This window comes from Achromobacter deleyi, from assembly GCF_016127315.1.
GTDB classification, from domain to species: domain Bacteria; phylum Pseudomonadota; class Gammaproteobacteria; order Burkholderiales; family Burkholderiaceae_B; genus Achromobacter; species Achromobacter insuavis_A.
This window is the reverse complement of record NZ_CP065997.1, coordinates 6,812,552-6,836,295: the sequence shown is the minus strand read 5'-3', so window position 1 is coordinate 6,836,295 and position 23,744 is coordinate 6,812,552. Positions and strand designations below refer to the sequence as shown.

20 protein-coding genes are annotated in these 23,744 nt (G+C 67.0%); 13 read left to right on the top strand and 7 right to left on the bottom strand.

Features of this window, described 5'->3' with window-relative positions; genetic code table 11:
- Positions 1–153 precede the first annotated feature (153 nt).
- Entirely contained in the window at positions 154–2,241 is a 2,088-nt protein-coding gene (locus I6I07_RS30940) for an ATP-dependent DNA helicase (protein ID WP_198484972.1), read from the top strand.
- A gap of 96 nt (positions 2,242–2,337) precedes the next feature.
- Here I6I07_RS30940 and I6I07_RS30935 read toward each other — a convergent pair whose 3' ends face one another.
- Positions 2,338–3,126 carry an outer membrane protein assembly factor BamD gene (locus I6I07_RS30935; protein ID WP_198484970.1) on the bottom strand — a complete coding sequence of 263 codons (789 nt, stop codon included), beginning with the start codon at positions 3,124–3,126 and terminating at the stop codon, positions 2,338–2,340.
- 107 nt (positions 3,127–3,233) lie between these two features.
- Here I6I07_RS30935 and I6I07_RS30930 point away from each other — a divergent pair, with 107 nt between their 5' ends.
- From I6I07_RS30930 to I6I07_RS30885, 10 genes are all read left to right on the top strand, one after another.
- On the top strand, positions 3,234–4,232 hold the full coding sequence (locus tag I6I07_RS30930; protein ID WP_198484968.1) for an RluA family pseudouridine synthase: 999 nt from the start codon (positions 3,234–3,236) through the stop codon (positions 4,230–4,232).
- Positions 4,220–4,984 (top strand): peptidoglycan editing factor PgeF, encoded by a 765-nt coding sequence (gene pgeF, locus I6I07_RS30925; RefSeq protein WP_198484966.1) that lies wholly within the window; start codon positions 4,220–4,222, stop codon positions 4,982–4,984. Before I6I07_RS30930 ends, pgeF begins: the two co-directional genes overlap by 13 nt.
- A 123-nt stretch (positions 4,985–5,107) precedes the next feature.
- Entirely contained in the window at positions 5,108–6,745 is a 1,638-nt protein-coding gene (gene phaC, locus I6I07_RS30920) for a class I poly(R)-hydroxyalkanoic acid synthase (RefSeq protein ID WP_198484965.1), read from the top strand.
- Between the two features lie 82 nt (positions 6,746–6,827).
- Positions 6,828–7,565 (top strand): acetoacetyl-CoA reductase, encoded by a 738-nt coding sequence (gene phbB / locus I6I07_RS30915; RefSeq protein WP_198484964.1) that lies wholly within the window; start codon positions 6,828–6,830, stop codon positions 7,563–7,565.
- Between the two features lie 120 nt (positions 7,566–7,685).
- Positions 7,686–8,255: a polyhydroxyalkanoate synthesis repressor PhaR gene (gene phaR, locus I6I07_RS30910; protein ID WP_006393587.1), complete on the top strand. Its 570-nt coding sequence runs from the start codon at positions 7,686–7,688 to the stop codon at positions 8,253–8,255.
- Positions 8,256–8,477: 222 nt separating this feature from the next.
- Positions 8,478–9,014, top strand: coding sequence for an iron transporter (locus tag I6I07_RS30905; protein WP_006393588.1), 537 nt, complete (start codon positions 8,478–8,480; stop codon positions 9,012–9,014).
- A gap of 62 nt (positions 9,015–9,076) precedes the next feature.
- Positions 9,077–9,370 (top strand): cupredoxin domain-containing protein, encoded by a 294-nt coding sequence (locus tag I6I07_RS30900; protein WP_232626151.1) that lies wholly within the window; start codon positions 9,077–9,079, stop codon positions 9,368–9,370.
- 13 nt (positions 9,371–9,383) lie between these two features.
- The gene (locus I6I07_RS30895; protein WP_198484961.1) at positions 9,384–10,232 is read left to right on the top strand and encodes an FTR1 family iron permease; all 849 of its coding nucleotides are present in this window, start codon (positions 9,384–9,386) and stop codon (positions 10,230–10,232) included.
- Positions 10,233–10,280: 48 nt separating this feature from the next.
- Positions 10,281–11,678 carry a 4Fe-4S binding protein gene (locus I6I07_RS30890; protein WP_198484959.1) on the top strand — a complete coding sequence of 466 codons (1,398 nt, stop codon included), beginning with the start codon at positions 10,281–10,283 and terminating at the stop codon, positions 11,676–11,678.
- 60 nt (positions 11,679–11,738) lie between these two features.
- Positions 11,739–12,611, top strand: coding sequence for a PhzF family phenazine biosynthesis protein (locus I6I07_RS30885; protein WP_198484957.1), 873 nt, complete (start codon positions 11,739–11,741; stop codon positions 12,609–12,611).
- Between the two features lie 189 nt (positions 12,612–12,800).
- On the opposite strand, the gene I6I07_RS30880 is transcribed toward I6I07_RS30885, so the two are convergent.
- The 5 genes from I6I07_RS30880 to cphA (I6I07_RS30860) all read right to left on the bottom strand — a co-directional run bounded on the left by I6I07_RS30880 (position 12,801) and on the right by cphA (I6I07_RS30860) (position 19,529).
- Positions 12,801–13,139, bottom strand: a complete 339-nt coding sequence (locus I6I07_RS30880) for a BON domain-containing protein (protein WP_198484955.1) — start codon at positions 13,137–13,139, stop codon at positions 12,801–12,803.
- A gap of 79 nt (positions 13,140–13,218) precedes the next feature.
- Complete coding sequence (locus I6I07_RS30875) at positions 13,219–13,383, bottom strand: DUF1328 domain-containing protein (RefSeq protein ID WP_006389411.1); 165 nt, start codon at positions 13,381–13,383, stop codon at positions 13,219–13,221.
- Between the two features lie 26 nt (positions 13,384–13,409).
- Positions 13,410–13,610 carry a CsbD family protein gene (locus tag I6I07_RS30870; RefSeq protein WP_006393596.1) on the bottom strand — a complete coding sequence of 67 codons (201 nt, stop codon included), beginning with the start codon at positions 13,608–13,610 and terminating at the stop codon, positions 13,410–13,412.
- Positions 13,611–14,279: 669 nt separating this feature from the next.
- Positions 14,280–16,850 (bottom strand): cyanophycin synthetase, encoded by a 2,571-nt coding sequence (gene cphA, locus I6I07_RS30865; protein ID WP_198484953.1) that lies wholly within the window; start codon positions 16,848–16,850, stop codon positions 14,280–14,282.
- Positions 16,851–16,913: 63 nt separating this feature from the next.
- Entirely contained in the window at positions 16,914–19,529 is a 2,616-nt protein-coding gene (gene cphA / locus I6I07_RS30860; protein ID WP_198484951.1) for a cyanophycin synthetase, read from the bottom strand.
- A 260-nt stretch (positions 19,530–19,789) separates the two neighbouring features.
- Here cphA (I6I07_RS30860) and I6I07_RS30855 point away from each other — a divergent pair, with 260 nt between their 5' ends.
- Both I6I07_RS30855 and I6I07_RS30850 read left to right on the top strand, forming a co-directional pair.
- Positions 19,790–22,075, top strand: a complete 2,286-nt coding sequence (locus I6I07_RS30855; RefSeq protein ID WP_198484950.1) for an ABC transporter ATP-binding protein — start codon at positions 19,790–19,792, stop codon at positions 22,073–22,075.
- A gap of 14 nt (positions 22,076–22,089) precedes the next feature.
- The gene (locus tag I6I07_RS30850) at positions 22,090–22,560 is read left to right on the top strand and encodes a DUF1854 domain-containing protein (protein ID WP_198484948.1); all 471 of its coding nucleotides are present in this window, start codon (positions 22,090–22,092) and stop codon (positions 22,558–22,560) included.
- Positions 22,561–22,564: 4 nt separating this feature from the next.
- Here I6I07_RS30850 and I6I07_RS30845 read toward each other — a convergent pair whose 3' ends face one another.
- Positions 22,565–23,704 (bottom strand): GNAT family N-acetyltransferase, encoded by a 1,140-nt coding sequence (locus I6I07_RS30845; RefSeq protein WP_198484946.1) that lies wholly within the window; start codon positions 23,702–23,704, stop codon positions 22,565–22,567.
- Positions 23,705–23,744 lie beyond the last annotated feature (40 nt).

Below are 23,744 nucleotides of genomic sequence, written 5' to 3'. Positions count from 1 at the left end.
GACACATCCGTCCCCATGGGAGGTGGCGTTTGCGACGCGATCGGCGGAAAAGGGCGGCGCCAGCGGGTATCATTTGGTCCTTTCCCACCCTACTCAGGGCTTGGCGTCCCGACCGTCGACCCGCGCGGTCGATCGCGACGCCAGGCTGTTTCAATGCTGGACCTGGACATCTCCGAATTCTTCGCCGAGGACGGCCCGCTCGCGTCGGCCATGCCCGGCTACAAGCCGCGCCCGTCCCAGGTGGAACTGGCGCAGGCCATTGGCGAGGCCATCCAGGATCGCGCCACGCTGGTGGCCGAGGCCGGCACCGGCATCGGCAAGACCTGGGCCTACCTTGTACCCGCCTTCATCCAGGGCGGCAAGGTGCTGATTTCCACCGGTACGCGCACGCTGCAGGATCAGCTGTTCGCCCGCGACCTGCCGCGGGTGCGCGCGGCGCTGGCCGCGCCGGTCACCGCCGCGCTGCTCAAGGGCCGCGGCAACTACGTCTGCCATTACCACCTGGAACGCCTGCAGGGCGACGAACGCGCCTTGAAGTCGCGCACCGAGATCCAGCAACTGCGCCAGATCCAGGTGTTCGCCGGCATTTCCAAGACCGGCGACCGCGGCGACCTGGCGCAGGTGCCCGAAGACGCCGACATCTGGCAGCGCGTCACCTCGACGCGCGAGAACTGCCTGGGCCAGGAGTGCCCGCGCATCCGCGACTGCTTCGTGGTCAAGGCCCGCCGCCAGGCCCAGGAGGCCGACGTGGTGGTGGTCAACCACGCCCTGTTCATGGCCGACCTGGTGCTGCGCGAAGAGGGCGTCACCGACCTGCTGCCCGAGGCCGACACCGTCATCTTCGACGAAGCGCACCAGTTGCCCGACACGGCCACCCGCTTCCTGGGCAGCAGCGTGTCCACCCACCAGTTGCTGGACTTCGGCCGCGCGCTCGAGGCCGCCGGCCTGGCGTACGCGCGTGAAGCCACCAAATGGAGCGATGTGGCGCGCCACCTGGAAACGGCCACGCGCGAGTTGCGCCTGGCCTGTGCGCCGCTCGAGCGGCTCCCGGGCCGCAAGGCCACGTTCGAGGCCATTCCCAACGCCGACGAGTTCGATGCCGCGCTGGCGGTGCTGCGCGAAGCGGTGGACATCGCCACCAACGCGCTGGGCTCGGTCGCCGAACGCCATCCCGACCTGGTGGCCGCCACCCGCAGCGGCGCCGAGATCGCCGTGCGTCTCAAGCGCTGGGCCACGCCAGGCCGCGATGGCGCCGGTTTCAACGACGAAGGCTGGGGCCGCGACGACCAGGCGCCCGCGCCGGCGCCGCAATCGGCGCTGGGCGACGGCTTGGCCACGCCCGCCGCGATTCTCGAGGGCGCGGCCGCGGCGGTGGAATGGACCGGCCCGGCGGTGCGCTGGGTCGAGCATGGCCAGCATCACGTGCGGCTGCATTCCGCGCCGCTGTCGGTGGCGCAGGCGTTCTCCAAATACCGCAAGCCGGGCCAGGCCTGGATCATGACCTCGGCCACGCTGTCGGTGAACGGCGAGTTCACCCATTTCACCGGCCAGCTGGGCCTGGATCGCGCCCGCACCGGCAAGTGGGAGTCGCCCTTCAACTACCCCGAGCAGGCGCTGCTGTTCGTGCCGCGCGGCATGCCCGAGCCGCAATCGCCGCAGTTCCTGGAGCGCTTCGTGCAGACGCTGCTGCCGCTGCTGGAAGCCAGCCCGGGCGGCACGCTGGTGTTGTGCACCACGCTGCGCGCCGTGGACAAGGTCGCCAATCTGCTGGCAGACGCCTTCGATGACGCCGGCCACGACTGGCCGCTGCTCAAGCAGGGCGAGGGCACGCGCCGCGACCTGCTGGACCGCTTCTGCAAGCTGACGCACCCGGTGCTGGTGGGCAGCGCCAGCTTCTGGGAGGGCATCGACCTGCCCGGCGACGTGCTGACGCTGGTGGCGATCGACAAACTGCCGTTCGCGCCGCCCGATGATCCAGTGATCGAGGCGCGCTTGCGGGCCTGTCGCGCCCACGGCGGCAATCCGTTCTCGGAATACCAGCTGCCCGAGGCCGCGATCTCGCTCAAGCAGGGCGCCGGCCGCCTGATCCGCACGGAATCGGACTGGGGCGTGCTGATGGTGGGCGATGCCCGCCTGGTCGAGAAGCCCTATGGCAAGCGCCTGTGGCGCGGCCTGCCGCCGTTCGCGCGGACGCGCGAGCTGGAAGAGGTGCTGGCCTTCTACCGCCGCAAGCAGGAATAGGACGGCGGCGCGTCACGCCGCAAGAATCGGACGCCAGGACGGCGGACAAAAAAAGCCCCTCGAGAGATCGAGGGGCTTTTCCCATGCGGGCGGTGTTCAGTCGAACGGATTCCACCAGCTCTTGTCGGCCTTCAGGCCCTTGCCCTTGAACGAGCTGTTGGGGAAGTTCTTGTCGAACACGCGCTGCGAATCGTTCTTCAGTTCGGTCATGCCGAGCTTGTCGTAGGACTGCACCATCAGGTAGAGCGCTTCTTCGGTGGCGGGGGCGCCCTCGAAGTCGGTGATGACGGTCTGCGCGCGGTTGGCGGCGGCGATGTAGGCGCCCCGCTCGTAGTAGTAGCGGGCCACGTGCACTTCGTTCATGGCGATGGTGTTGACCAGCCAGGCGACGCGCTTGATGGCGTCCGGGGTGTACTTGCTGTCCGGGTAGCGCTTGATCAGGTCGTTGAACGCGTCATAGGACGCGCGCAGGCCCTTGGGGTCGCGCTCGGCCGGATCCTGGCCGGTGATGTTGCTCATGAACGCGCTGGCCGGCGTGAAGTTGATCAGGCCCTTCAGGTACAGCGCGTAGTCGGTGCCGGGATGGTTCGGGTAGAGCTGCTGGAAGCGGTCGATCGCGGCCAGCGCCTGTTCGTTTTCGCCGTCCTTCCAGTTGACGTAGGCCAGCTCGAGCAGGGCCTGCTGGGCGTAGACGCCGAAGGGATAGCGGCTCTCGATGGCGGTCAGGCGCTCGCGCGCTTCTTTCCAGCCACCCGAGGAGATTTCGGCCTTGGCGTCGGCGTAGAGCTGTTCGGCGCTCCAGTTGGTGGTCTTGTCGTACTTGCTGTTGGTCGAACCGCAACCAGCGATCGCGATGACGGCAAATAGCGCGATAACCACGCGCAAAACCGACCCGCTTCGGGAGGCGGGGTTCAAGGGAGCTGCGGAGTGGTGAATCACGAGAATCGTATCCTTGGTGTTAGCATGGCAGGCTGATTATATGATTTGTCTCCATGTCTGATACAGCCATCAGCGCAGATCTCGTTTCCGACGATGAACTCCTGAGCCTTCCCGGCGAAAATCCGCGCGGCGAACCGCAACTTGTAACGGTGCCCGCGGGCACCCGCGCCGACCGGCTGGACAAGGTGCTGGCCGGGCTGTTGACGGACCATTCCCGCAGCCGGCTGCAAGGCTGGATCGAGGCCGGCAACGTCCACGTCAACGGCGCGCCCGGCAAGGTCCGCCAGACGGTGGGGCCTGGCGACGAAATCACGGTCTGGGCCCAACCGGCGCCCGAAACCCTGGCTTTCGCCCCTGAACCGATCGATTTCCCCGTGGTGGACGAAAGCGCCGACTGGATCGTGGTGAACAAGCCCGCCGGCCTGGTGGTGCATCCCGGCGCCGGCAACTGGAGCGGCACGCTGCTCAATGGCCTGCTGCACCGCTACCCGGAACTGGCGCAGGTGGCCCGCGCCGGCATCGTTCACCGGCTGGACAAGGACACCTCCGGACTGATGGTGGTGGCGCGCAATGAAATCGCGCAGACCCACCTGGTGCGCCAGCTGCAGGCGCGCAGCATGGGGCGCGAATACGTCGCCCTGGCGCATGGCTGGCTGGCCGCCGCCGGCAAGGTCGACCGGCCGATCGGCCGCGATCCGCGCGTGCCGGTGCGCATGAGCGTCGAGCGGCCGGTGGCGCCCAAGCCCGCCATCACCCACTATGCCCCCGCGCGCCGCGGCCAGGTCGATCCCGGCGGCCGCGTCACCGAGGTGGTCTGTCGCCTGGAAACCGGCCGCACTCACCAGATCCGGGTGCACCTGGCCAGCCTCGGGCATGCGTTGCTGGCCGACACCATCTATGGTGGCAAGAACATCGCGGGCGCGCAGCGGCAGATGCTGCACGCCCGCGCCCTGCATTTCGACGATCCGGGCGGGCGCGGCGAGGTCCAGTTCGCCGCGCCGGTGCCGGCGGACATGACCCTGGTCCAGGAAGTGATCGCATGGAACGCGTGATTGAAGGCTTGCCCGTGGTGACCGGCCCCGCCTGGGCCGGCGTCAACTACTTCTGCACCACCCGCGCCGGCGGCGTGGGCGTGGCGCCGCATGACACCCTCAACCTGGGCCGCCGCGCCGGCGATGATCCCGACACCGTGGCCGAGAACCGCCGCCGCCTGCGCGCGGCGCTGCCGGCCGAGCCGCTGTGGTTGCGCCAGGTGCACGGCAGCGACGTGATCGACGCCGACGCCACTGACCTGCCCGACGAGCCGGCGCTGGACGCCAGTGTCACCGCCCAGCCGGGCCGCGTGCTGGCCGTGATGGTGGCGGACTGCCTGCCGGTGGTCATCGCCGACGCCGACGGCCGTGTCCTGGGCGCGGCCCACGCCGGCTGGCGCGGCCTGTCCGGCGGCGTGCTGGAAAACACCCTGGCCGCCATGCGCGCCAAGGCGCCGGACGCAAGCGCCTGGCGCGCCTGGGTCGGCCCGGGCATCGGGCCGGACGCCTTCGAGGTCGGCCGCGACGTGCTGGACGCCTTCATGGCGGACGATCCCGCCGCAGAACGCTATTTCCGGCCGCGGCCGGGCGTGCCGGGCAAATGGCTGGCCGACCTGGCCGGCCTGGCCGAATTCCGCCTGCGGCGCGCCGGCGTGCAGGACGTCACGCTGAGCGGCCTGTGCACGGTGGCGGACGCCGGGCGCTTCTTTTCCTACCGCCGCGACAGCGAGACCGGCAGGATGGCGTTGCTGGCCTGGCTCGATCCGGACTGATCCAGCGCAAAGCGGCCGCACGCGCGGGCGGCTAGCCTTGCTGGCCTCATTGAATACCCGCATTGACAGCGCTGAACCCGACATGCAACATCAATCGGGAAGTCTCGATAACAAGGTGTCGAAGTGAATGCCAATCTCTCCGCCTCAGGGCCCCTTCCGGTGAGCGTGGCTCCGGACGTCCTGGCCGATATCCAGGCTGAATTCTCGCGCGAATGGCAGCGGCTGTGCGACGACGCCCGCCGCGGCGCGCTGACCCCGCTGGCCGACCGGCGCTTTGCCGGCGAGGCCTGGGCCGCCAATGGCCAGCACCTGCTGATGGCCCATACCTATCTGCTGTCGGCCCGCGCCATGTCGCGCATGGTCGACGCCGCCCAGGTCAGTGAACCGATGCGCGACCGGCTGCGCTTCTCGATCATGCAGTGGGTCGACGCGCTGTCGCCCTCGAACTTCCTGGCCCTCAATCCCGACGCCCAGCAGTCCATCGTCGAAAGCGCCGGCCGCGCCCTGAACGAGGGCCTGGCCAATCTGCTGGGCGACGTCAAGAAAGGCCGCATCACCCAGACCGACGAGACCCAGTTCGAGATCGGCCGCAACGTGGCGGTGACGCCCGGCGAGGTGGTGTTCGAGAACGCGCTGTTCCAGCTGATCCAGTACGCGCCCACCACCGCCACGGTGCACGAGGTGCCGCTGGTGATCGTGCCGCCGAACATCAACAAGTTCTACATCCTCGACCTGCAGCCCGACAACTCGTTCGTGCGCCACGCGGTCGAGCAGGGCTTCACCGTTTTCCTGATCTCCTGGCGCAATCCGCTGACCAGCGATACCGACGGCGTCGATCGCGCTACCTGGTCCGACTATCTCGACGACGCGGTGCTGCAGGCGCTGCGCGTGGCCAGCGACATCACGCGCCAGCCGCAGGTCAACGCCCTCGGTTTCTGCGTCGGCGGCACCATGCTGGCCTCGGCGCTGGCGCTGGCCGAGGCGCGCGGCGAACATCCGGTCGCGGCGCTGACGCTGCTGACCTCGCTGCTCGATTTCCACGACACCGGCATCCTGGGCGTCTTCGTCGACGAGGCCCACGCCTTGCTGCGCGACCATCAGCTGGGCGCCGGCGGGCTGATGCCCGGACGCGACCTGGCCACCACCTTTTCGTTCCTGCGGCCCAACGAGCTGGTCTGGAACTACGTCGTCGGCAACTACCTCAAGGGCCAGAAGCCGCCGGCCTTCGACCTGCTGTTCTGGAACGGCGACAGCACCAACCTGCCGGGTCCGTTCTTTTCCTGGTACTTCCGCAACACGTACCTCGAGAACAATCTCAAGGTGCCGGGCCGGGCCCAGGCCGCCGGCCTGCCGCTGGACCTGACGCGTCTGACGATGCCGGCGTATATTTTCGGTTCGCGCGAAGATCACATCGTGCCGTGGGTCTCGGCCTACGCCTCGACCCAGGTGCTGCGCGGTCCGCAGCGTTTCGTGCTGGGCGCATCGGGCCACATCGCCGGGGTGGTCAATCCGCCGGCCAAGAAGCGCCGCAGCTACTGGGTGGCGGACAATATGGGCGGCGCGGGCCAGCCGCTGCCAGGCGATCCCAATGCCTGGCTGGCGCAGGCGCAGGAAAAACCGGGCAGCTGGTGGCCCGACTGGGCGGGCTGGCTGGCCGGGCATTCCGGCAAGCAGGTCAAGGCTCGGGCAAAATCAGGTAACGCCAGCTACCGGCCGATCGAGCCGGCGCCTGGCAGGTATGTGAAGGTCAGGGCCGCCTGAAGCCGCGCTTGCGGCGGGTCCCAGGCCAATAAGAAGTAGAAGTCAATCAACGAGGCGTCCGTCGCACACAGGAGGAAGTCCAATGAGCGGAAAACTGGCTTACGTTACAGGCGGGATGGGCGGGATCGGCACCTCTATTTGCCAACGCCTGGCCAAAGAGGGCTTTCGCGTCGTGGCAGGCTGCGGCCCGAGCCGCAATTACCAGCAATGGCTGGATGAACAGGCGGCGCAGGGATATACCTTCCATGCTTCCGTCGGCAATGTGTCCGACTGGGATTCCACCGTCGTCGCCTTCGAGCGCATCACGGCGGAACTCGGCCAGGTCGACGTGCTGGTCAACAACGCGGGTATCACCCGCGACGGCCTGTTCCGGAAAATGACCGCCGACGATTGGCGCGCGGTCATCGACACCAACCTGAACAGCCTCTTCAACGTGACCAAGCAGGTCATCGACGGCATGGTCGAGCGCCAGTGGGGGCGCATCATCAACATCAGCTCGGTGAACGGCCAGAAGGGCCAGTTCGGCCAGACCAACTACTCCACGGCCAAGGCCGGCATCCATGGCTTCACCATGGCGCTGGCCCAGGAAGTCGCGAGCAAGGGCGTCACCGTCAACACCATCTCGCCCGGCTACATCGGGACCGACATGGTGCGCGCCATCCGCCCGGACGTGCTGGAAAAGATCGTCGCCACGATCCCGGTGCGCCGCCTCGGCACGCCCGAGGAAATCGCGTCGATGACGGCATGGCTGGCTTCCGACGAATCCGGCTTTTCCACCGGCGCGGACTTCTCGCTCAACGGCGGCCTGCACATGGGCTGACGCATCGCGGGCCGCCCGCGGGGTGGCCTTTCCAGGCCGCGGCGCTTCGGGGAGAAGGCGCCGCGGCATTACACTTCACCCTATTCGAAGTCTTAGAGATCGCCCGATCCGGGGACAACCATGACGCAAGCACAAACCGGCGCCAGCCTGCGCCTGATTAAAAAGTACCCCAACCGTCGTCTGTACGACACCCGGACCAGCACCTACATCACCCTCGCGGATGTCAAGCAACTGGTCCTGGCCAATGAAGAATTCCAGGTCGTCGACGCCAAGAGCGCGGAGGACCTCACGCGCAGCATCCTGCTGCAGATCATCCTCGAAGAGGAAAGCGGCGGCATGCCCATGTTCTCGTCGAACATGCTGTCGCAGATCATCCGTTTCTACGGCCACGCGATGCAGGGCATCATGGGCTCGTACCTGGAAAAGAACATCCAGGCCTTCATGGAAATCCAGCAACGCATGGCCGAGCAGTCCAAGGGCCTGTACGGCAGCCAGTTCGGCCCCGAGGCCTGGACCCAGTTCATGAACGTGCAGACGCCGATGCTGCAGAACATGATGAACAACTACATCGACCAGAGCAAAAACCTGTTCGTGCAGATGCAGGACCAGATGCAAGACCAGACCCGCGCCATGTTCTCGAACTTCCCGTTCACGCCGGGCGGTTCGCAGGGCGGCGGCCGCAAGCCGTAGCGGATCCTCCGGACCGCGGCCTGGCCGCGGACCAGAACACCGGCCAGCCGGCGGCGCGATTGCGCCGCCGGCTTTCTTTTGGCTTGACCGGACGCAAGCATCCTCTTGTTTCGGACTATTCCGATTCAGGGGGATGTCAGATTTTTTCGTTACATTAATGCAAACGGTTCTTGTTTATGTTTTGAACGCCGTCGTTTCAATCGAGCTTTGAGGATGACCCACATGATGAAGAAAGCCTTGGCCCTGGCCATTGTCGCTTTGAGCGTGTCCGCCGCCCAAGCGGCCGAATACCCCATCGGCAAGCCCGTGGAAAAAGGCGGCATGGAAATCGGCGCGGTCTACCTGCAGCCGATCGAAATGGACCCGCCGGGCATGATGCGTCCCGCCAAGGATTCCGACGTCCACCTGGAAGCCGACATCCACGCCACCGCCGGCAACCCCACCGGTTTCCCGGAAGGCGAATGGATGCCCTACCTGGTCGTGAACTACGAGATCCAGAAGGTCGGCAGCCAGAACGTGCAGAAGGGCGAGCTCATGCCCATGGTGGCCAACGATGGCCCGCACTACGGCGAAAACATCAAGCTCGAAGGCCCGGGCAAGTACAAGCTCAAGTACACCATCCTGCCGCCGACGGCCAACAAGATGAACCACTTCGGTCGCCACATCGACAAGGAAACCGGAGTGGGCGACTGGTTCAAGCCGATCGAACTCGAATATGACTTCGTCTACGCCGGCACCGGCAAGAAGGGCGGTTACTGATCGTGCGTCGCCTGTCCCGCGTCATCACCGCGCTGCTGATCAGCCTGGCTGGCCTGGCCGGCATGGCGCCCGCGCAGGCGGACGAACTGCCTACCTTCACCTTGACGTTCAAGCCGGACGGCACCTTTGAACCGGCCACGCTGGAAGTCCCGGCCGGCCGCTTCAAGATCGAACTGATCAACGAAAGCAACGAGCCGGTGGAATTCGAAAGCATTCCGCTGCGCAAGGAGAAGGTGCTCGGTCCCGGGGTCAAGTCGTTCGTGGTCATCACCATCTCGCGCCCCGGCGAGTATCCGTTCTTCGATGATTTTCACCAGGCGGTCAAAGGCATCCTGATCGTCAAGCCCAAGGAATAGGCGGCCGCACTACATGGAACAGGTTCTTTTCATCGTCTGGCGCGAAAGCGTCGAAGCCATGCTGGTGGTGGGCATTCTGTACACCTGGCTGCGCGCGACGCCGGAAGGCAAGCGCGGACTGAAGTATCTGTGGGGTGGCGTGGGCGCGGGCCTGGCGTTGGCGGTCGCGCTGGCGCTGGTGCTGCTGGGCGTGTCGTCGTGGCTCAGCGACGAAGGCCAGGAATGGTTCCAGGCGATCATGTCGCTGGCGGCCTGCGCGCTGGTGGTGCAGATGGTCGTGTGGATGAAGAAGCACGGCCGCACCCTCAAGGGCGAGCTCGAAAGCGGCGCCCGTTCCTCGGTGGCCAACGACAACTGGTGGGGCCTGTTCGTCCTGGTGGCGATCGCGGTGGCCCGCGAAGGCAGCGAAACCGTGGTGTTCCTGTACGGCACCGTCGCGGCCGGCGAGGGCGGCAGCAACATGCTGATGCTGGCGCTGGCCGGCGTGGCCGGTTTCGTGGTGGCGCTGCTGACCTTCTGGCTGCTGCAGCTGGGTGGCAAGCTGATCACCTGGCGCCGTTTTTTCCGCGTGACCGAAATCCTGTTGCTGCTGCTGGCCGGTTCGTTGCTGGTGGGCGGCCTGGATCACCTGATTTCGCTGGACGTGCTGCCGACCATCATCGATCCGGTCTGGGACAGCTCGTGGCTGTTGAGCGACAGCACCGGCGTTGGCAAGATCCTGGCTGATTTCGCGGGTTATCGTGCCTTGCCCGCCCTGATTTCGGTATTGTTGTGGGTTGCGTACTGGATCGTGGTGTGGGCGCTGCTGCGCTGGGTGGGCGGCAAGCCCGCGCCGGTCGCGGCCCCCCGCGCTGCTTCCTGAGCGCCGATTCCGACGTATCTATCGGACTGAATTAATGAAGGTTTGACCATGGCAGCTGCACTCGGGAGGGCGACCTCCCGTATCGCCGACTTTCTCCGAGACCATGCCCCTCTGTTGCGCAAGCTGCAGTGGGGCATTGTTGCGATATACGCGTTCCTCCTGATCGTGCCGGCCATCATGCCGCTGCCGGACAATTCGGCATCGGTTTTCAACAACCTGACCATCGTCGCCCAGTTCGCCTTCTGGGGTGTGTGGTGGCCGTTCGTGCTGATCTCCATGCCGATCCTGGGGCGGGCCTGGTGCGGCTGGTTCTGTCCGGAGGGCATGCTCACCGAATGGGCCAGCGAACGCGGCCAGGGGCATGCCATTCCCAAGTGGATGCGCTGGGGCGGCTGGCCGTTCGTGGCCTTCGCGCTCACCACCATCTACGGCCAGCTGGTCAGCGTCTACCAATACCCGCTGGCGGTGCTGGCGGTGCTGGGCGGCTCCACCGTCGCGGCGATGATCGTCGGCTGGCGCTATGGCCGCAGCAAGCGGGTCTGGTGCAAGTACCTCTGTCCGGTCAACGGCGTCTTCAACCTGCTGGCCAAGCTGGCGCCGTGGCACTTCAAGGTCAACGAAGAAAAGTGGCGTCATCCGGTCATCCGGATCGAACCCATCAACTGTGCGCCGCTGGTGCCCTTGCGACATATGAAGGGCGCCGGCGACTGTCACGTGTGCGGCCGCTGCAGCGGCTATCGCGGCGCCATCGAACTGACGCCGCGTTCGCCCGAGGAAGAAGTCGTCAGCGTCACCGACGGCGAACCCTGGCAGACCGCGCTGCTGTGCTTCGGCCTGATGGGCATCGCCATGGGCGCGTTCCTCTGGAGCGCCAGCCCCTGGTACGTGGCGGCCAAGCAATGGGCCGCGACCTGGCTGGTCGAGCATGACATCCTGTGGCCGCTGATGGACAACGCGCCGTGGTTCATCCTGACGCACTATCCGGAAGTGAACGACAGCTTTTCCTGGCTCGACGGCGCCGGCATCATGATGTTCGTGGTGGGCGCCACGATCTGCATCGGCGGCGCCAGCTTCCTGTCGCTGTGGATCGCCGACCGGCTGGCGCCGGCGGCGCCGGTGGACGGGCAACCCGCGGGCGGCTGGTTCCGCCCGGGATTGCACAAGCTGGCGCAGGGCCTGATTCCGTCGGCCGGCATCGGCGTGTTCCTGGGGTTGTCCGCCACCACCATCAACCTGCTCAAGCACGAGGGCGTGCGCGCCGCGTGGGCGGCGCCGGTGCGCTTCACGCTGCTGACGCTGGCCGTGCTGTGGACCCTGCGCCTGTTCGCCCGGCTCTTGAACCAGCGCCCGGTGAGCCTGGCGCGCAAGGGCGCGGCGTGGCTGGTGCTGGCTGCCGGCCTGGCGCCGTTCTGCTGGGCCTGGGTGCTGTTCTTCGCCATCTGGTAAGCCAGTGCGATACAGTGGGGGGCTTGGCCGCCGCGGGCGGCACCCTCACTGCATCGGACCATGGCCACCTACGCGTATCGCCTTCTCAACGTCTTCGCTTCCAGCACTTTCAGCGGCAACCAGCTCTGCGTATTCGAGGATGCGCGCGGCATGGACGACGCCACCATGCTGAACCTGGCGGCGCAGTTCAATCTTTCCGAAACCACCTTCATCCTGCCTTCCGAGGCGGCCGACGCGCGCGTGCGTATCTTCACGCCCGGCTATGAAATGAAGTTCGCCGGACACCCGACCATCGGCACCTCGCAAGTGGTGCGTGACCTGCTCAAGTCCGGCGATGCGCTGACGCTGGAATTCAAGGCCGGCGTGGTGCCGGTGACGGCCCGCGGCGACGCCTGGACCTTTACCGCGCCGTGTCCCGACGGCGTGCGCACGGCGCGGCCTGAACTGCCGGCCGCCGACATCGCCGACCTGGTGGGTCTGCAGGCCGAAGACCTGTTGGGCGAACCGATCTGGGTCGATACCGGCGCCGACCAATTGCTGATTCCCGTCAAGCATGTGGAGGCGGTGCGGCGCGCGCGCCCGGACGCGTCCAAGCTGGACCGCTGGCAGGCCAGCAGCCTGGGCCGCAAGACCTGCTATGTGTTCGCGTTCGACGAAGGGCGGCGCCAGGATGACCGCGACGTGGCGGTAGCGCGCTACTTTTTCTCGAAGTCGGGGGGCGGGGTCGAGGAAGATGCCGGCACCGGTTCGGCCTGCGCCAACCTGGGCGGCTGGTTGCGCCATCAAGGACGCGCGCTGCCCGTCAGCATCCTGGTGGAGCAGGGCGACCAGATGGGCCGGCCGTGCCGCCTGTTGCTGGACGTCCATGCCGATGGCCGCATCCAGGTGGGCGGCCGCGCGCTCGAGATCGGCCGTGGCACCGTGACCATCTAACCGATGCGATATTGAATGGGGCGGGCTGGGCGAGCATTCGACGCATTCGCGATTGGCTGCCGTCTTCATTGCCCGAGCGGGCGCTGTGCGCCGTTGGCGCAGTGGCACGAGCCGCGGCAAGCACACAAAAAAGCGGCGCCCGCATCGCGATGCGGGCGCCGCTTTGCATGGCCGCGAGGCCAGCGCGTTTTACTTCTTGTTCTTGGCCGGGTCGACCTTGATGTTGTTCATGACCTGCTTCACGCCCTCGACGCCGCGCGCCACGGTGGCGGCGTGATCGGCTTCGGCGGAGGTGCCCACGGTACCGGTCAGCTTGGCCACGCCATCGGTGGTCTCGACCGCGATCTCCAGCGCGCTCAGTTGCTTGTCGGCCACGAAGGCGGCCTTGACCTTGGTGGTCACGGTCGCGTCGGACGCATATTCGCCCACGGATTGCTTGGGCTTGCCGTCATCGGCGGCAAAGGCCATGGAAGTGAAGACGGCGCCCGTACCCAGTGCGGCGGCGGCGATCAGCTTGCGGATTTCCATAGTTGTGCTCCTTATGTATGGGGTTCAGCGCGTTCAGGACGCAACGGCTAAGCGAAAATTCTCGGGGTGCGATGTTCTTCTATTTCTTGCGGAATGCGCCGCCCAGAATGGACAGCAGCGCCAGAACCAGGAAGACGAAGAACAGGATCTTGGCGATGCCCGCGGCGCCGGCGGCGATGCCGCCGAAGCCCAGGACAGCCGCAATGATCGCAATGACGAAAAATACGACGGCGTAGTGCAACATGTCAGCTTCTCCTGGTGGCGTTGGGATCAGGGATTGCGGTCAAAGAAATCCCGCACTTCCTTCTGAGCCTGTTCCTTGGTCTTGCCGTAGCGCTCCTGGATCAGGCCAGCGAGGCGCTCGGCGTTGCCTTCCGTACGGGTCAACTCGTCGTCGGTGAGTTCACCCCAGGCCGCTTTGGCCTTGCCGGACAGTTGCTTCCACTTGCCAGCGATGATGTCGTTGTTCATGGTGACCTCTCTTCGTAGGGGCGAGGGCAGCGGCTTATGGCCGATAAGCTCTGCATTCGCGGTTGAGTTGGGCACTGATCAGCTTGAGTTCAAGGTACAGGCCTGCCGCGAGCCCTGTCAAAGGACGCTGTGGGTAAATGTAACTGCCGGGGACGGGGCAAATCGCGCTTCCTTCGACGAGGGGTAGCGCAGGCGTACCAAGAGCGGGAGTTACATCTGAGCAACGTATTGAGCCGTTTTGAGCGGGGCTGGTAACGGGACCTACACGGCGCTTGGGCGAAAAACAGCCACTGCGTGGCGCCGATGGGCAAGCGCCTCCCGCGCTGGTTGCATGGCCGACGCGCCGGTATAGTCGGGGGCTGGTTCCGTGCCCGGGTTCATGGCCCGCGCGGTCTGGCTACATCACGCAAGGGAGGCATGTCATGACGCAACGATTGCTCGGTACGATCCTGCTGGCGCTGGCCGCGATGGCGGCGTTGGGGTGCACCCATGTGACGGACCGCTATCAGGCCGCCGCGCCCGTGGTGGCGCCACAAGGCTAAGGCCTGCGGCGCCGCGCCGCGTTCAGGCGCGTGGCCGCCAGCCATGGCCAGGGCGATCGCCGCCGGTCATCCAGAATAAAAACGGGGCGCTCGCGCGCCCCGTCTGCATGGGATCCCGTGCGCGGGATCAGGCTTCGCGGATGCGTTGGGCGATGTGCGCCAGCGCCTCTTCCACCTGGTCCACCAGGATCAGGCACAGGTCGCCGGCGCCCAGGCGCGCCAGCGCCGTGTCGATCGCCAGGAACTCGCCGTGGATCTCCTCGATGTGGCGGGTGCGGCTGGCGTTGACCAGGCCTTGCTGCAGCAGCGCCAGCACTTCGCCATCTTCGCGGCCGCGCTGGCATTGGTCCTGGTACAGCAGCACGTCGTCGAAGGCGCCGCCGAGGATCTCGGTCTGCATGCGGATGTCTTCGTCGCGGCGGTCGCCGGCGCCGCTGATGACCACCGAGCGGCGCTTGGCGGGCATGGCGTCGACCGCGCGCACCAGCGCCAGGATCGCATCGGGATTGTGACCGTAGTCGGCGATCACGGTGGCGCCGCGATAGTCGAACACGTTGAAGCGGCCGGGCGCGGTCTGGGCGTCGTTGACGAACGTGGCCAGGCCGCGGCGCACGATGCTCCAGTGCAGGTTCAGCGCCCAGGCCGCGGCGATCGAGGCCATGGTGTTTTCGACCTGGAACACGATGGTGCCGTTGCGCGTGAGCGGGATCTCGGCCAGCGGGAAACGGGTTTCCTCGGTGCCCTGGGCCGCGACGATGGCATCGCCGTCGCGGTAGACCACGCGCAGGCCCTGGGCGCGGTGCGTCGCCATGACCGGATGGTTGCGGTCCTCGGCGAAGTAGGTGATCGAGCCGGGGCAGCTGTGGGCCATCTCCGCCACGATGGGATCGGCGGCATTGAGCACGGCGGTGCCGCTCGGATGCACGTGCTGCACGATCACGCGCTTGACCACGGCCAGGTCCTCGACGGTGCTGATGTAGCCCAGCCCGAGGTGATCGCCCATGCCGATGTTGGTGACGATGGCGACGTTGCAGCGGTCGAAGGCCAGGCCTTCGCGCAGGATGCCGCCGCGCGCGGTCTCGAAAACGGCGGCGTCGACGTCCGGGTGCATCAGCACGCTGCGGGCGCTGCGCGGGCCGCTGCAGTCGCCGGTGTCGATGCGCAGGTTGTCGACGTAGACGCCGTCGGAGTTGGTCATGCCGACGCGGTTGCCGGCCGTGCCCAGGATGTGGGCGGTCAGGCGCACCGTGGTGGTCTTGCCGTTGGTGCCGGCCACCGCGACGACCGGGATGCGGCCGTCGTCGCCGTCGGCGTACATGTTGGCGATGATGGCTTCGCCCACCGCGCGGCCTTTGCCGAACGAGGGGTTCAGGTGCATGCGCAGGCCGGGCGCGGCGTTCACTTCGACCACGCCGCCGTTCTGGTCCTCGAGCGGGTAGTGCACGCTTTCGGCCACCACGTCGACGCCGCAGATGTCCAGGCCGATCATGCGTGCCGCCGACACCGCGCGCGCCGCCATCTCGGGGTGCACTTCATCGGTGACGTCGGTGGCCGAGCCGCCGGTGCTGAGGTTGGCGTTGTTGCGCAGGAAGATCAGGGTGCCGGGAGGCGGCACCGAATCGGCGTCGAAGCCCTGCTTTTTCAGCGTGGCCAGCGCGATGTCGTCGAAGCGGATCTTGGTCAGCGAGGTGGCGTGGCCGTCGCCGCGCAGCGGGTCGGCGTTGACCTGGTCCACCAGTTGGCGGATGGTCTGCACGCCGTCGCCGGTGACTTGCGGCGGATCGCGGCGCGAGGCGGCGACCAGCGTGCCGCCCACCACCAGCAGGCGGAAATCGTGGCCCGGGATGTAGCGTTCGACGATGACTTCGGAGCTGATCTCCTCGGCCACTTCGAAGGCCTGGATCACGCGCTCGCGCGTTTCGATGTTGACCGCCACGCCGCGGCCCTGGCTGCCGTCGCGCGGCTTGACGACCACCGGGCCGCCCAGCTCCTGGGCCGCGGCCCAGGCGTCTTCGGCGGTGGTGACCGAGCGGCCCAGCGGCACCGGCACGCCGGCCGCGTCCAGCAGCATCTTGGTCAGGTCCTTGTCCTGCGCGATCGATTCGGAGATGGCGCTGGTCAGGTCGGTTTCGGCGGCCTGGATGCGGCGCTGCTTGCTGCCCCAGCCGAACTGCACCATGCTGCCTTGCGTCAGGCGGCGGTACGGAATGTTGCGGACAGTGGCGGCGTTGACGATGGAGCCGGTGCTGGGGCCCAGGCGCACGTCCTCGTCCAGCTCGCGCAGGCGCTTGAGGGCGTCGGCCAGGTCGAACGGGGTGTCGTCCAGCGCGGCCTGCACCAGCTGCTGGGCCAGGTCCATGGCGAGACGGCCGACTTCTTCCTCGCTGTATTCCACCACCACCTGGAACACGCCGGGCTCGATGGTGGACGAGGCGCGGCCGAACGTGACGGGGCAGCCGGCATAGGCCTGCAGCGTCAGCGAGACGATCTGCAGCACGTGCGCGATCGAGACCGCGCCCTGGTGGCCTTCGGGGCGCAGCAGGCCGGTCTGCGGCAGGCGCGCGCGCAGGCGGGCTTCAAAGTCGGGCAGGGTGTCGATCGAGCATTCGGCGTCGGCGCATGACACGATGGCCTCGATTGCCGTGTTCTTGCTCCACAGGTTGGGGCCGCGCAGTGCTCGGATACGGGAAACTTCCATGGCAGGTATTCCTGTCTAGCTTGCGCGCGGCCGCGGCGGGTCGCCGCGGCGCGCACGATGATGTCAGTGTTGCTGGATCCAGCGGCGGACGAGATCGATGGTGGGGCCGGAGAAGGCCTCGTCGGACTGCAGCAGGACGAAGTCGCCCGCCGCGATGCCGGCGAGCTGGCTCTCGATGGCTTTGCCATGGTCGGGTTCGTCCAGGATCTGCTTGACGCGGCTGCCTTGCTCCAGGCCCTGGCGCAGCAGCGCGCGCGCCTGGCCGGCGGGGCGCTTGCTGGTGACGGTGGTGTCGTCGTACAGCACCACGCGGTCGAAGGCATCGCCCAGCAGCTTGCCCTGTTCGATCAGGTCGGCATCGCGGCGGTCGGCGCCGGCCGAATACACGGCGGCGCGGGTGGTCGACGGGAACTGGTCGATGGCGGTGATGAGCGGACGCAGCGCGGAGGCGTTGTGGACGTCGTCCACCACCACAGTGCTGCCGTTGCGCTCGAACAGCGTGAACTGCCAGGGCGCGTCGGCCTGGTCGATGTCGAAGGTCTCGATGCCGGCGCGGATCAGTTCGACCGGAATGTCGAGCGCCCAGGCCGCGCCGACGGCCGCCAGCACGTTCTCGACCTGGAAGGCGACGCGGCCGCCGTGCGTGAGCGGGATCGCGGCGACGTCGGCCAGGCGTTCTTCACGCGCGCCTTGCGCCAGCACGATGGCGCCGTCGCGCACGAACACGGCGCGGCCATCCTCCTGCAGGTGGGCGGTGATGGCGGGCAGGGCCGGGTCGATGCCGAAGAAGATCACGGCGCCGTCGGACAGCTCGGCCATTTCCACCACGCGCGGATCGCGCGCGTTGAGCACCGCGGCGCCGGTCGGCAGCACCACGTCGACCTGGGTGCGGAACACATTGAACATGCGCTCCGTTTCGTTGATGTCGAAATCGCCGAGATGGTCGGCGTCGTCGATGTTGGTGACCACGCCGACCTGGCAGCGGTCATATGCCAGGCCCTGGCCGAGGATCACGCCGCTGTCGTTCTCGATGACGGCGGCGTCGACGTTGCGGTTCATCAGCACGCGGGTGCCGGACGCGAAGTCGGCGCGGTCGCCCTTCTGCACCAGGCGGCGGTCGAGGTACAGACCCTCGCTGCAGGCCAGGCCGGTGCGCTTGCCCGACAGGTGCAAGAGGCGCGCGACCAGGCGCGCCACCACGGTCTTGCCGTTGGTGCCGGTGACGCCGACGATGGGAATGCGGCCGGCGTCGCCTTCGGGGAACAGGTGATCGACGATGGCGTGGCCGACCGGGCGCGGGGTGCCGTCGGCCGGCTTCAGGTGCATCAGCAGGCCGGGGCCGGCGTTGACTTCGACGATGGCGCCGCGCTGTTCGTCCAGCGGGCGCGAGATGTCTTCGGCCACCAGGTCGACGCCGGCGATATCCAGGCCGACCACGCGGGCGGCCAGGGTCACGGTGGCGGCGACGCTGGGGTGCACGCGATCGGTGACGTCGAAGGCGACGTTGCCGCTGCGTTGCACCAGCACCCGCTGGCCGTCGGCCGGCACGCTTTCTTCCGTCAGGCCCTGGCGAGCGATCTCGAGGCGCGCGGCCGAATCCAGTCGCACCGGATTGAGCGGATGGTTTTCGGTGCGGCCGCGGCGCGGGTCGGTGTTGATCTGGTGGTCGATCAGTTCGGTGAGGGTGGACTTGCCGTCGCCCGTGACCCAGGCCGGCTCGCCGGCGGCGGCTGCCACCATGCGGTTGCCCACCACCAGCAGGCGGTGCTCGTTGCCCAGCACGAAGCGCTCGACGATGACGCCGCTGCCTTCGTCGACGGCGACGCGGTAGGCGGAAATGACTTCTTCGCGGGTGGTCAGGTTGGTGAACACGCCGCGGCCGTGGTTGCCGTCATACGGCTTGACCACCACCGGCAGGCCGATGTCCTCGGCGGCCGACCAGGCGTCGTCCTCGCTGTCGACCAGGCGGCCTTCGGGCACCGGCACGCCGCAGGTCGAGAGCAGTTCCTTGGTCAGGTCCTTGTCGCGCGAAATGCCTTCGGCGATGGCGCTGGTGCGGTCGGTCTCGGCCGTCCAGATGCGGCGCTGGCGCGAGCCGTAGCCGAACTGCACCAGGTTGCCTTCGAACAGGCGGATGTAGGGGATGTCGCGGTCGTCGGCGGCATCGACGATGCAGGCGGTGCTGGGACCCAGGCAGTGCTTGTCGACCAGCCGGCGCAGGCGCGCCACGGCGGCGTCGACGTCGAACGGACGGTCTTCGATGGCGGCCATGACCAGGTCGCGGCCTTCGTTCAGGGCGGTGCGGGTGACCTGTTCCTGCCAGGCGCGCACGACGACCTTGTAGACGCCGCGGGTGGAGGTTTCACGGGCCTTGCCGAAGCCGCCGCGCAAACCGGCCAGATTCTGCAATTCCAATGTGACATGTTCGAGAATGTGGCCGGGCCAGGTGCCTTCCTTGACGCGGGACAGGAAGCCGCCCCGCACGCCCGGGCTGCAGCGGTGCTCGATCAGGGTCGGCAGCCACGCGGTCAGGCGCTCGTAAAAACCGGGGATCGTGTTGGAGGGGTAGTCCTCCAGTTCGCCGATATCCACCCACGCCTCAAGTACCGGACGGTACGTCCAAATGTTCGGGCCGCGCAAAGCCACGACATCGAGAAATTCAATGTCTTTCTTTTTCATGTTTTAATTTACTTGAGAAGCAGGTTGGCACGCGCGGACGCCCCTATGCAAGACCGCGAATTTATTGGGGTTGCGCCTTAAGAATAATGCCAACGAGTGGGGGATCCCAGATATTCCTAATTAGAAAAATCGGCTGATACTATACGACGCCTTCAAAGGCGTGAACTCGTTGTGTTGTAAGGAAGGGACACGTTGCCAGCCCGGGGTTGGCATGCCGTCGCCGCCTTGTAGGGCAGAGTCCTGGCCCGGTATGCGTTCTAATGAAAAAACCACACCTGCTTTCCGGCCTAGCCGAAGCCTTTCCTGCCCGCTGGCGGGATGAAATCCGCGCCGAACTCGCGCAGGATGAAACCCTGCTGGCCTGGGTTGAAATTGACCTGGATCAGCGGCTGAAGTTCCAGCCCGGCCTGGTCGCGGTCACCGACCGCCGCGTGATCGCCCGCAATCCGGCCGATACCGGCTGGGAATCCTGGGCGTACGGTCCCCAACTGTCCCTGAATCTTTCCGACCACGCCGGCGCCGCCGTGCTGGAACTGCACGACGACACCGCGCGCCTGGGCATCTGGCGTTTCACGCTGGCCTGCAACCCGGCCGCGCTGCGGCTGCTGGGCCAGTTCGAGGCGCAGCAGGCGATCCGCCTGTCTGGCCAGCCGGAAGCCGAGGCGGGCGAACGCCAGTGCACCATCTACAATAACGCCATCCCCGCGGGCCAGGACGAATGTCCCACCTGCAACCAGGAGCAGGCGGCGCCGTCCACCACCTGGGCGCTGCTGCGCCTGTGGCGTTTCGCGCGGCCGTACCGCCTGCCGTTGCTGGCCGGCTTCCTGCTGACCCTGATGGGCACTGCGGCGGCCCTGGTGCCGCCGTACCTGACCATGCCGCTGATGGACGACGTGCTGATTCCGTTCCAGAACGGCGCGCCCATCGACTACAGCAAGGTTCGCCTGTACCTGGGCGGGCTGCTCGGCTCGGCCTTCCTGGCCTGGGGGCTGGGTTGGGCGCGGACCTACATCCTGGCCTGGGTCAGCGAGCGCATCGGCGCCGACCTGCGCACCACCACCTATGAGCACCTGCAGCAGCTGTCGCTGGAGTATTTCGGCGGCAAGCGCACCGGCGACCTGATTTCCCGCATCGGCAGCGAGACCGACCGCATCTGCGTGTTCCTGTCGCTGCACCTGCTCGATTTCGCCAACGACATCCTGATGATCGCCATGACCGCGGCGATTCTGGTGTCGATCAATCCGTGGCTGGCGCTGGTCACGCTGGTGCCGCTGCCGTTCATCATCTGGATGATCCATGCGGTGCGTGATCGCCTGCGCCATGGCTTCGAGAAGGTCGACCGTATCTGGTCGGAGATCACCAACGTGCTGGCCGACACCATTCCGGGCATCCGCGTGGTCAAGGCCTTCGCCCAGGAAAAGCGCGAAGTGGCGCGTTTCCGCGAGGCCAACAACCGCAACCTGGAAGTGAACGACCGGGTCAACACCACCTGGTCGCTGTTCTCGCCCACGGTCACGATGCTGACCGAGGTCGGGCTGCTGGTGGTGTGGATCTTCGGCATCTGGCAGGTCTCGCAGAAGCAGATCACGGTGGGCGTGCTGGCGGCGTTCCTGGCGTACATCGGGCGCTTCTACACCCGCCTGGATTCGATGAGCCGTATCGTGTCCGTGACGCAGAAGGCGGCTGCCGGCGCCAAGCGCATCTTCGATATCCTGGATCACGTCTCCAGCGTGCCGGAACCGCAGAACCCGGCCAGGCTGCCACAGATCAACGGCCGCATCGAATTGCGCGACGTCGGTTTCCGCTACGGCAACCGCCAGGTCATCCGCGGCCTGGACCTGAGCATCGCCCCCGGCGAGATGATCGGCCTGGTGGGGCACAGCGGCTCGGGCAAGAGCACCCTGATCAACCTGATCTGCCGCTTCTACGACGTGTCGGAAGGCGCGATCCTGGTGGACGGCGCCGACATCCGCTCGGTGCGGGTGGCCGACTACCGCCGCAACATCGGGCTGGTGCTGCAGGAACCCTTCCTGTTCTTCGGCACCATCGCCGAGAACATCGCCTACGGCAAGCCGGACGCGACCCGCGACGAGATCGTGGCCGCGGCTCGCGCCGCCCACGCGCATGAGTTCATCCTGCGGCTGCCGCATGGCTACGACTCGCTGGTCGGCGAGCGCGGCCAGGCGCTGTCCGGCGGCGAACGCCAGCGCATCTCGATCGCGCGCGCGCTGCTGATCGATCCGCGCATCCTGATCCTGGACGAAGCGACTTCGTCGGTGGACACCACCACCGAGAAGGAAATCCAGAAGGCGCTCGACAACCTGGTGCGCGGCCGCACCACCATCGCCATCGCCCACCGCCTGAGCACCTTGCGCAAGGCCGACCGGCTGGTGGTGCTGGACCGTGGCCAGATCGTGGAGCAGGGCCCGCATGAGGAACTGATGGCGCGTGAAGGCGCCTACTACCGCCTGTACCAGGCGCAGGCGCGCCAGAACGAAGCGGACGCGCAGGCCTCCGGCAGCGAAGACATGGCCGCCGTGGCCTGAGCGAGATAACCGTCATGACGCTTCCCGTTTTTCAGCTGCGACGCAATGCGTTCGGGCGTTTGGTGTTCCAGGGTGCCGACGGCGTCGCGCACGAAGGCGTGATCCCGGTGCGGGCCTTTCCGATCAGCGAGGCTGATCGCGGGCTGTCGCTGGTGACCGGCGACGGCCGGGAACTGGTGTGGATCGAACGGCTGGCCGACGTGCCCGCCGGCGAGCGCGCCCTGATCGAAGAGGAACTGGCCGGCCGGGAATTCATGCCCGAGATCCGCAAGCTGGCCAGCGTGTCCACCTTCGCCACGCCCAGCGTCTGGCAGGTCGAGACCGATCGCGGCGCCACCCGCTTCACGCTGCGCGGCGAAGAGGACATCCGCCGCCTCAGCCCGCAGACACTGTTGATCGCCGACAGCCACGGCATCTTCTACCTGGTGCGCGACATCCTGTCGCTCGACAAGCACAGCCGCAAGCTGCTCGACCGCTTCCTCTGAGCGGTCAGTCCGGGGCCGCGCGCTTGAACGGCGTGTGGGCCTCGAGTTCGCCCAGGTAGTCATCCACCGCGGCGGTTTCCTCATCGAGAAAATGCTGGATCGCGGCCGCGAAGCGCGGGTCGGCGACCCAGTGCGCCGACCAGGTGGGCGTGGGCAGCAGTCCGCGCGCCATCTTGTGTTCCCCCTGCGCACCGCCCTCGAAGCGCGCCATGCCGTTGGCGATGCAGTAGGCGATGGCCTGCAGGTAGCAGGTCTCGAAATGCAGACCCGGCACATATTCCGTCGCGCCCCAATACCTTCCGTACAGCGTGTCGCCGCCCGCCAGGTTCAGGGCCGCCGCCACCGGCTGGCCATCGCGCTCGGCCAGGATCAGCACGAAGGCGTCGGGCTGCTCGCGGTAGGCGCGCAGGAAGAACGCGCGGCTCAGGTAGGGCGGATTGCCGTGGTTGAAGTAGGTGTGGCAATAGCACTGATAGAAGAAATCGAGGGCGGCGGCGTCGATCTGCGCGCCGCGCAGCCAGCGGAACGCCAGCCCGGCCTGCGCCACTTTCTTGCGGTCCTGGCGGATCTTCTTGCGCTTGTCGTGGCTCATTGTCGCCAGGAAAGCGTCGAAGTCGGCATGGCCCGGATTGGTCCAGTGGAACTGCACGCTTTCGCGCACCATGAAGCCGGCCTCGCGCAAGGCGCGCAGGTCGGCGGCGGCGGGAAACAACAGGTGCAGCGACGACACCTGGATCTCTTCGGCGAAGGCGACCAGCCCGCTTACCAGCGTGTCGCGGTCTTCGTCGCTGGCGGCCAGCAGGCGCGGCCCCGACACCGGGGTGAACGGCACGGCCGCCAGCAGCTTGGGGTAGTAGCGCAGGCCGTGGCGCTCGAAGGCATCGGCCCAGGCGTAGTCGAACACGTACTCGCCGCGCGAATGCGATTTCAGGTAGAGCGGCACCGCGCCCGCCAGCGCGTCGCCGCGCCACAGCATCAGGTAGTGCGGCGACCAGCCGGTGCGCGGCGCGGCACAGCCGGTGTCGTGCAGCGCATGCAGGAATGCATGCCGCAGGAACGGCTGGTTTCCGGCCAATGCATCCCATTGGCGGGCGTCGATGCGCGACAGGTCGGTCTCGATGGTCAGGCGAAGCGGTGAATCCATGGACGAATGATAAAGTCTTCGCTGGCGCATGGCGCGCGGC

Excerpts from the sequence above, each read along its gene's own strand:
- phaR (WP_006393587.1), top strand. The coding sequence starts at position 7,686 with ATGACGCAAGCACAAACCGGCGCCAGCCTGCGCCTGATTAAAAAGTAC.
- I6I07_RS30895 (WP_198484961.1), top strand. The coding sequence starts at position 9,384 with ATGGAACAGGTTCTTTTCATCGTCTGGCGCGAAAGCGTCGAAGCCATG.
- pgeF (WP_198484966.1), top strand. The coding sequence starts at position 4,220 with ATGGAACGCGTGATTGAAGGCTTGCCCGTGGTGACCGGCCCCGCCTGG.
- I6I07_RS30890 (WP_198484959.1), top strand. The coding sequence starts at position 10,281 with ATGGCAGCTGCACTCGGGAGGGCGACCTCCCGTATCGCCGACTTTCTC.
- I6I07_RS30900 (WP_232626151.1), top strand. The coding sequence starts at position 9,077 with ATGGCGCCCGCGCAGGCGGACGAACTGCCTACCTTCACCTTGACGTTC.
- cphA (WP_198484953.1), bottom strand. The coding sequence starts at position 16,850 with ATGGAAGTTTCCCGTATCCGAGCACTGCGCGGCCCCAACCTGTGGAGC.
- I6I07_RS30930 (WP_198484968.1), top strand. The coding sequence starts at position 3,234 with ATGTCTGATACAGCCATCAGCGCAGATCTCGTTTCCGACGATGAACTC.
- I6I07_RS30905 (WP_006393588.1), top strand. The coding sequence starts at position 8,478 with ATGATGAAGAAAGCCTTGGCCCTGGCCATTGTCGCTTTGAGCGTGTCC.
- I6I07_RS30885 (WP_198484957.1), top strand. The coding sequence starts at position 11,739 with ATGGCCACCTACGCGTATCGCCTTCTCAACGTCTTCGCTTCCAGCACT.
- I6I07_RS30940 (WP_198484972.1), top strand. The coding sequence starts at position 154 with ATGCTGGACCTGGACATCTCCGAATTCTTCGCCGAGGACGGCCCGCTC.
- I6I07_RS30850 (WP_198484948.1), top strand. The coding sequence starts at position 22,090 with ATGACGCTTCCCGTTTTTCAGCTGCGACGCAATGCGTTCGGGCGTTTG.
- phbB (WP_198484964.1), top strand. The coding sequence starts at position 6,828 with ATGAGCGGAAAACTGGCTTACGTTACAGGCGGGATGGGCGGGATCGGC.
- cphA (WP_198484951.1), bottom strand. The coding sequence starts at position 19,529 with ATGAAAAAGAAAGACATTGAATTTCTCGATGTCGTGGCTTTGCGCGGC.
- I6I07_RS30855 (WP_198484950.1), top strand. The coding sequence starts at position 19,790 with ATGAAAAAACCACACCTGCTTTCCGGCCTAGCCGAAGCCTTTCCTGCC.
- I6I07_RS30845 (WP_198484946.1), bottom strand. The coding sequence starts at position 23,704 with ATGGATTCACCGCTTCGCCTGACCATCGAGACCGACCTGTCGCGCATC.
- I6I07_RS30880 (WP_198484955.1), bottom strand. The coding sequence starts at position 13,139 with ATGGAAATCCGCAAGCTGATCGCCGCCGCCGCACTGGGTACGGGCGCC.
- I6I07_RS30875 (WP_006389411.1), bottom strand. The coding sequence starts at position 13,383 with ATGTTGCACTACGCCGTCGTATTTTTCGTCATTGCGATCATTGCGGCT.
- I6I07_RS30870 (WP_006393596.1), bottom strand. The coding sequence starts at position 13,610 with ATGAACAACGACATCATCGCTGGCAAGTGGAAGCAACTGTCCGGCAAG.